Here is a 7,716-nt window from a genome sequence, read left to right as displayed (position 1 = left end):
AGCGACAACAGAAAAAGCTTGAGAAAGTATTAATAAGAACCCCGCAATTGATACTTTCTCAAGCTTTTTCTGTTGTCGCTAATTTACTTGGTGGCTATTATGCAGATAAATTCGGAAGAAAGAAAATGATGGTCATCTCAAGCTTGGCGCAAGGGATTTCTTATTTGATTTTTGCTCTAGCAAGTTCCCCTTGGCTAGATTCACCTGCAATTAGCTTTATTTGTTTTACAGTGATTAGCTTGTTTAGCAGTATTTATTGGCCTGCAAGCCAAGCGATGGTCGCTGATGTTGTAAAAGAGAAAGATCGTAGTAGTGTCTTTGCTATTTTCTATACATCTACTAATATTGCAGTGGTAATAGGTCCGATACTAGGGGGATTCTTTTATAAGGATTATCGCTTCTTCCTTCTATTAGCAGCTGGACTATTAAATATTATATTAAGTATGATTTTAAAAATTTGGATAGCTGAAACAGCTCCACCATATAAACAGTTAGAGGGCGGGAAAAAGAATTGGGTTTTTGCGCTTGGCACACAGTTAAAAGACTATCAACTAATTGTAAGAGACCGAACTTTCTTAATGTTCATTTTAGCAGGTGTATTAATTGGGCAAACCTTTATGCAGTTAGATTTATTATTACCTGTCTATGTTGATGAAATGGTTTCTACACAAAGTTTATTTTCCATAGGCAGCTGGTCGCTTCAAATTGAAAGTACACAAGCATTTGGGTTAATTCTAGCGGAAAATGGTTTGGTAGTTGCCTTATTTACAATAATGGTGACAAGATGGATGTCTAAATATAAGGAAAAGAATGTGTTTATTGTTTCTTCCTTTATTTATGCCATGGCAGTTATAATGTTCAGCCAAACAACGTTGATTTGGGGATTAATGTTCGCAATGCTATTATTTAGCTTTGCAGAATTGATGACTGCAGGTATCCAGCAAACCTTTATTTCTGAAATTGCACCAGAGAATCAACGAGGAAAATATTTTGCAGCAGCAAGTCTCCGGTTTACTTTTTCCAAAATGATTGCACCATTATCCATTCCAATGAGTGCATGGTTCGGATTTCAATGGACATTTTTGATTATCGCCATTCTTGCAGTAATTAGTGCCTTTATTTATTATGGAATGTTTAAACAATTTGAAATGAAAAAGAAAAATCTACAAGCAGTGAAACAAATATAAGGGAAGCATTAAAAATAGAAAATGCCGCTACTAAATGGATATATAAGCCATTGATAGTGGCTTTTTTTAGTGATGCTGGTTCTTAACACGCATTGGAAATAGTCTTTTGAATGGGAGAGCGCATGAAACCTTTTGGTGGAGTTAGTCTTAATATTCCTTTTTGCCAAACTTTTTCCTTTTACATTTCGTCTAATGATTAGGTAAAGAGATTTATTGTAAAGAAAGTAGGAAATGAAAATCTTTTTGGAGGAACAGAAATGATTAGAATGTATGTAGGAGCAATGCTTATGTATATGCTTATAGGAGTACCGATTTATTTATTATGTCGTTTTCTTTACATGAAATTAAAAAAACGCGAACTAAAATGGGGCAAGGAAATTTTATGGTTTCTATTTGTCATGTTTTGTATTGGTGTTGCATCGCAAACAATTATTCCAAGATGGTACATGACAATTGGAGCAGACGGAAGGCAGCAACTTTATATTCAACATCTTGAGGGAATAAGAAGCATAAACCTCATCCCTTTTTCGACGATCTTTTCCTACTTAGCTTTTTCAAATAATCAAGTTAGTAATTGGAATCAGGTTTCTCTTATTAATCTATTAGGAAATGTCCTTGTCTTTGTCCCTTTCGGAATGTTTCTGCCCATATTATGGAGAAATTTTAGAAAGTTTTCTGCTCTGTTTTGGATGTCCATATGTATTCCTTTATTTATAGAAATTTGCCAATTATTTATTGGTCGAAGTACAGATATTGATGATGTTATTCTAAATGCATTAGGGATTATTTTTGGTTTTTGTCTATATAAAATTCTCCAGAGTCTTTTACAAAAGAGACTTGTAGGGATGAAAGATTAGAAGAATCCGCGAGCATAGTAGTTTGCTTGTGTACTATGTTAACCTTTTTAAGAATTCTTTAGCTACCCGGGAAATTCCTTTATTAGCAGCATATATATATCCAAAATAATAGGTGTTTGTTAAAGTATCAACAAAAGGTAGGGTAACATAGCTGTCATTGTTTGCTAACCCAGTTATCGTTTTAAAAGCATAATCATAGCCGATATTGATAGCTGTATTTCGTTCTAAGGCATAACGAATCGTTTCTACATTATTAGTGGTAAATAATATTTCCATATTATGTTCTAATGTATCTAAATTTTGCATGAAATCTAATATCGAATGATCGTTATATAAAATAATTGGTTGATTTTCTAGCATTTTTTCGGTGATGTATGAATTATTTGCTAAAGGGGCCTCTTTATTGACGGCAACAACCATGCATCCATCATATAGTTTATGAAAAAGAATATTTTTGTTTTTTTTGATATCTTCCTCGTTGTATATGATGAAGCCAATATCAACCTCTTCCTTTTTAATTTTTTCAATTATATGCTGGGAGTTATCCTCTTCTATTGAGGCTTTAATAAAGGGAAATTCTTTTTTATACAAAGTAATTTGATCTGCTAGTAAATCTAATGGTCCTGGAAAAGTAGCGATTTTTAACTCGCCTTTTAATGTGTGTGTAAAGCTTTCGGCATGATTATAAAATTCTTGCAGCTTTTCCAGAACATCGTTAGCTTTTTGAATGAGGACTTTTCCTTCGCCAGTTGGATAAGATCCTTTTCTTGAACGGTGAAAAATCTCCACATTTAATTCTTTCTCTAGCTTCGTTACAGATTGACTAAGAGCAGGCAAAGTGATATTTAACTTTTTGGCAGCAGTCTTTAAAGAGCCAGCATTTGAAATTTCTACTATATATTTTAATTGTTCAATATTCATCGGTAGCTCCTTTCTACTAAATATTCGTTTTTAGTTAAGTAATAGTTAACTATAGTTAATTATAATATAATTTTAAATAAATAATATAAGTACTATAATTAAATTGTTTCTGAAACTTACATTTTTAAGGCCTTAAATAACAACAAGCAATGGAAATTTAGTAGATTAGCTGTAAAACTATTTAAGACAGGGGATGTTTGATTAGTGAAAGCATTAAGATGGCATAATCAAAAGGATATTCGATTAGAAAATATAGAAGAACCTAAAGTAGCACCAGGAAAAGTAAAGCTTAAAGTAAAATGGTGTGGAATCTGTGGAAGTGATTTACATGAATATTTAGGAGGTCCTATCTTTATACCGGTGGATCAACCACATCCTTTAACAAATGAAGTAGCACCAGTCACTTTAGGACATGAATTCTCTGGAGAAATTGTGGAAATTGGAGAAGGGGTAATAGATTATCAAGTGGGCGATCGTGTGGTTGTTGAACCTATTTTTGCTACACATGGTCTTCAAGGAGCATATAACTTAGATGAAAACATGGGATTTCTTGGATTAGCAGGCGGTGGAGGAGGCTTCTCCGAATATGTGTCTGTTGATACAGAATTACTACATAAATTACCAGATGAGTTGTCCTATGAGCAAGGTGCATTGGTGGAACCTGCTGCTGTAGCTTTGTATGCAGTTCGTTCAAGTAAAGTACAGGCAGGGGATACTGCGGCAGTCTTTGGATGTGGTCCAATTGGGTTATTGGTAATAGAAGCATTAAAAGCTGCAGGAGCAACAGATATTTATGCAGTGGAATTATCTCCGGAGCGTCAAGCGAAAGCAGAAGAGCTTGGAGCAATCGTCGTTAATCCAGCTGATTATGATGATGTCGTTGCAGAACTTGTTAGCCGCACGAGTGGTGGAGTAGATGTATCATTTGAAGTTACGGGAGTGCCAGTAGTTTTAAAACAGGCGATCCAATCTACTACCATTGCAGGTGAAACTGTTATTGTTAGCATTTGGGAAAAAGGTGCAGAAATCCTTCCAAATGATATCGTAATTAAAGAACGAACAATTAAAGGAATTATTGGATATCGCAATGTATTTCCAAGTGTTTTAAATCTAATGAAAAAAGGATATTTTTCGGCAGATAAATTAGTAACAAAAAAAATTAAGTTAGATGATGTAATTGATGAAGGCTTTCAATCCTTGATTTCAGAAAAAAATCAGGTGAAGATTTTAGTAAGTGCGGAATAAACACATTAAAAAACAAGGATGTCCATACAAAAAAAGGGCTTTCCTTGTTTTTTTGCTACAAAAAGAGGCTGGGGCAAAACTAAATAGCCAATCTGTAAAGACGAACAATCTATTTTTCATACTAGTTATTTATGATTTTAAATATACTCAAGTGTAAAAAAACAATTCGTTCCATTGCGCTACAGACACACGATGCGTCGGGGAGGAACCTGAGCCTCCTCGCTGCGCTGCGGGGTCTCAGCCTTTCCTCTACTTCCCGCAGGAGTCGAGTGTCTTCCGCTCCATTTCACTCCGTTTTTAAAGCCTATTTCCTAAAAAAACATTGTTTTTCCAAGAAAAAATGAATTAGTAGGAAATATGGAGCAGCCTGAATACACGGAGACTCCTGTGGGATTAGCGAGACAGCCTGAGACCCTGCAGGCCAAGGGCCGAAGCGGCTCAGCGCGAGCCCCACGGAAAGCGGAGTGTATTCAGGCTGCGGAAAATACAACTAAAACTGCTTTTTACAAGCTAATTAAAAAGCCAAACAATCATACGAAATTTTCGTAAAATTGTTTGGCTTTAACTTGGGCTGAAATACTTATGTCCCAGCCTAATAGTAATATTATTTCTTATTCAACTGCCTCATTTATTGTTGATGGGCCAGTTTGTTCCTCTGTTTCTTTAGGTGGAACAGCACGTTTAACAAACATTGCAAGAACAAGTGCCACAATAACAATTCCCACAGAAATAAGGAAAGCATCATTTATTCCTTCAAGCATTGCTTGCATTCCTAATTTCTCCTGCATGGTTGCAATAGCTTCTGGGGATGGTTGAGTAGTTGCATTACTCATATTTTTCATTGCTTCTTGAGCTAATTCTTCACCGTGTGCAGTGGTACGTTGAGACATGATCGTTATCATAACTGCTGAACCAATCGCACCTGATACTTGGGATAACGTATTATTTAAAGCTGTGCCATGTGGATTCATTCTAGATGGCAATTCATTTAAACCATTTGTCATAATCGGCATCATAACCATGGACATACCAAACATACGTAAGGAATAAATAAGCACTAGGGTAGTGGTAGTAGTGGTCATAGATAATTGACTAAACATATAGGTTGTGATTGCAGTCAATGTTAACCCAACTAAAGCTAGCGTTCTTGCACCGTATTTATCAAAAAGTCTTCCGGTTATAGGAGACATAATCCCCATAATAATCGCTCCAGGTAATAATAGTAGACCAGAATGGAATGGTGAAATTCCTCTAACTGTTTGAATATACATTGGCATCAAGAGCATAGCGGAAAACAATGCAATGTTTACTACTATAGTAATGACTGCTGATAATGAGAATAACGGATACTTAAAGATTCGGAATTCAAGCATTGGAGTAGTCATTTTTAATTGACGAAGAACAAAGAAAAGAAGCGCTATTGCACCAACAATTAAAGTGCCATAAACATGAATATTACTCCATCCTTTTGTACCTGCAGAACTGAATCCATATAATAATCCGCCAAATCCTATGGTGGATAAAACAACTGATAAAAGATCGATATGAATATCAACTTTTTCCTTCGTATCTTTAATTTTAATAATAGCCAAAACTAAAACAAGGATTGCGATAGGAGATACAACATAGAACAACATTCTCCATTCGTAATGTTCTACAATATATCCTGATAAAGTAGGACCAATTGCTGGAGCGAAAGTCATAATCAGACCAAAAACTCCCATTGCACTCCCGCGTTTTTCAACTGGAAAGCTTGTTAGCAAGAAGTTCATTAAAACAGGCATCATAATCGATGAACCAGAAGCCTGTATCATTCGTGAAAGCAGCAATACTGGGAAGGAATGAGCGATTCCTGCCATTAAAGTACCAACAGTAAAAAGTGACATTGCTATTATAAATAATCTTCTTGTTGAATATTTTTGAATTAAGAAGGCGGATGTTGGAATCATAATTCCGTTTACAAGCATATAGCCAGTTATAAGCCATTGACCAACAGAAGGATCAATCTTGAAGTCCGCACTAATAGAAGGTAAAGCAATATTTAACAGTGTTGAATTTAAAAATGCGACAAAGGCTCCCGCCATTAAAATTACAATTATGCCATATGGCGGTTTTTTTTCATTCGATGTTGCATTTGAGTTCATTAAAACAATTCCTCCCTATGAACCTTACGTTCTTTTTATCCATTAAATCTAAGCCGTAAATAATAATATACCTCTAGTATAAATATTGCAATAAAAATGTTTAGAATCCCTAAGTAAAATATAATTCATTTACAAATCACTTAAGATTTTATAAAGAAAACCTTTATATAACAATGATTTCACAAGTTGTTTTACATACAGAATGATTGTAATTTCATTCTAAATAACCTAGTATATAATTTGAACCGGTAGTCTAAATTTATTCTCAAGGTGATTAAATGAACAAACGAAAAAAACATGTCATGGATAAAGCACATGAATTATTTATTGAAAATGGATTTCAGCAAACATCGATTCAAGACATACTTGCTGCGAGTAATATCTCAAAAGGTACGTTTTATAACTATTTTTCCAGTAAAAATGAATTGTTGATTTCCATTTTTAAAAATATCTATACAGAATTGGAATGGCAAAGGAAACAATTACTAATTGGACAGGATAAAACGGATAGCAACCTATTTATTAAGCAGATAGAAATGTTAATTAGAACAAATAATCAATATAAAATTATTTCTTTATTTGAAGAAATATTGTTTACAAATGATGAAGAATTAAAAAACTATATAAAAAACAGAAGAGTATATGAGTTAAACTGGGTGTATAATCGTTTACTAGATGTTTGTGGGTCACAAAACAAAACCTATTTATTAGATTGCTCTATCCTGTTAATGGGAATGATTCATTCTACCATTTATATGCATTCATTAGTCTATCAGGATCAGGCCAATGTTCATCAAATTGTTCAATATTGTGTAAAGCGGATTCTAGATATGGTTAAGCAATTATCCGATTCAAAGGAAGTACTTTTGAATCCAGATACGCTCTATAAGTTGATTTCTGTTCAATCCACAAAGGAGGATGATTTTGGGAAAAAGGAAATTCTTTGTCTACTTTACACATTTAAAGCAGATTTAAAAAATGATAAAAGATTTACTGCAAATCAAGAAAAAATGAATCAATTATTAACATTTATTGCAGAAGAAATAGAAATGAAACACCCTAGATATTTTATTTTAGAAAGTGCATTGATATCACTTATTCAGGAATTGAAAGATACGCCATATGCTGAAACAGCTCAAACACTTGTAACAAGAATAGAAAAAGTATATTCTAAACAAAATCAATGATAATTGCAGAAAGAGCCTGGGACATAAGTATTCCTGCCATAGATAAACCCGAACAACTATAAAAGAATTCATATGTTGTTCGAGTTTTTATTAGTTTTATAAAAGGCTGTTTCAGTACAGTTAGTGTTAGTATCCGCAGCCTGAATACACTTCGCTTTCCATGGGGCGAGCGCCG

At 34.1% G+C, this 7,716-nt stretch carries 6 protein-coding genes; 4 read left to right on the top strand and 2 right to left on the bottom strand.

The features are described 5' to 3' along the window. Positions 1-1,187 (top strand): MDR family MFS transporter (locus RTL21_RS12865; protein WP_312096287.1); only part of this gene is annotated, 1,187 nt, incomplete at its 5' end. Positions 1,188-1,444: 257 nt separating this feature from the next. Then, a complete protein-coding gene (locus RTL21_RS12860; RefSeq protein WP_312096286.1) occupies positions 1,445-2,044 on the top strand; it encodes a VanZ family protein in 600 nt (199 codons plus the stop codon). 33 nt (positions 2,045-2,077) lie between these two features. Here the strand turns inward: RTL21_RS12860 and RTL21_RS12855 are convergent, their stop codons facing one another. Then, the gene (locus RTL21_RS12855) at positions 2,078-2,965 is read right to left on the bottom strand and encodes a LysR family transcriptional regulator (protein ID WP_312096285.1); all 888 of its coding nucleotides are present in this window, start codon (positions 2,963-2,965) and stop codon (positions 2,078-2,080) included. A gap of 204 nt (positions 2,966-3,169) precedes the next feature. Between RTL21_RS12855 and RTL21_RS12850 the strand changes: the two genes are divergently transcribed. Further along, on the top strand, positions 3,170-4,210 hold the full coding sequence (locus RTL21_RS12850; protein WP_312096284.1) for a 2,3-butanediol dehydrogenase: 1,041 nt from the start codon (positions 3,170-3,172) through the stop codon (positions 4,208-4,210). 611 nt (positions 4,211-4,821) lie between these two features. On the opposite strand, the gene RTL21_RS12845 is transcribed toward RTL21_RS12850, so the two are convergent. After that, entirely contained in the window at positions 4,822-6,354 is a 1,533-nt protein-coding gene (locus RTL21_RS12845; RefSeq protein WP_312096283.1) for a DHA2 family efflux MFS transporter permease subunit, read from the bottom strand. A gap of 278 nt (positions 6,355-6,632) precedes the next feature. Here RTL21_RS12845 and RTL21_RS12840 point away from each other — a divergent pair, with 278 nt between their 5' ends. After that, positions 6,633-7,541, top strand: a complete 909-nt coding sequence (locus RTL21_RS12840) for a TetR/AcrR family transcriptional regulator (protein ID WP_312096282.1) — start codon at positions 6,633-6,635, stop codon at positions 7,539-7,541. The last annotated feature ends 175 nt before the right edge of the window (positions 7,542-7,716 follow it).

It is taken from the genome of Niallia sp. (assembly GCF_031978665.1).
Lineage (GTDB): Bacteria > Bacillota > Bacilli > Bacillales > Cytobacillaceae > Niallia.
This window is presented reverse-complemented; position numbering and strand designations above follow the sequence as displayed.

Excerpts from the sequence above, each read along its gene's own strand:
- RTL21_RS12860 (WP_312096286.1), top strand. The coding sequence starts at position 1,445 with ATGATTAGAATGTATGTAGGAGCAATGCTTATGTATATGCTTATAGGA.
- RTL21_RS12855 (WP_312096285.1), bottom strand. The coding sequence starts at position 2,965 with ATGAATATTGAACAATTAAAATATATAGTAGAAATTTCAAATGCTGGC.
- RTL21_RS12845 (WP_312096283.1), bottom strand. The coding sequence starts at position 6,354 with ATGAACTCAAATGCAACATCGAATGAAAAAAAACCGCCATATGGCATA.
- RTL21_RS12840 (WP_312096282.1), top strand. The coding sequence starts at position 6,633 with ATGAACAAACGAAAAAAACATGTCATGGATAAAGCACATGAATTATTT.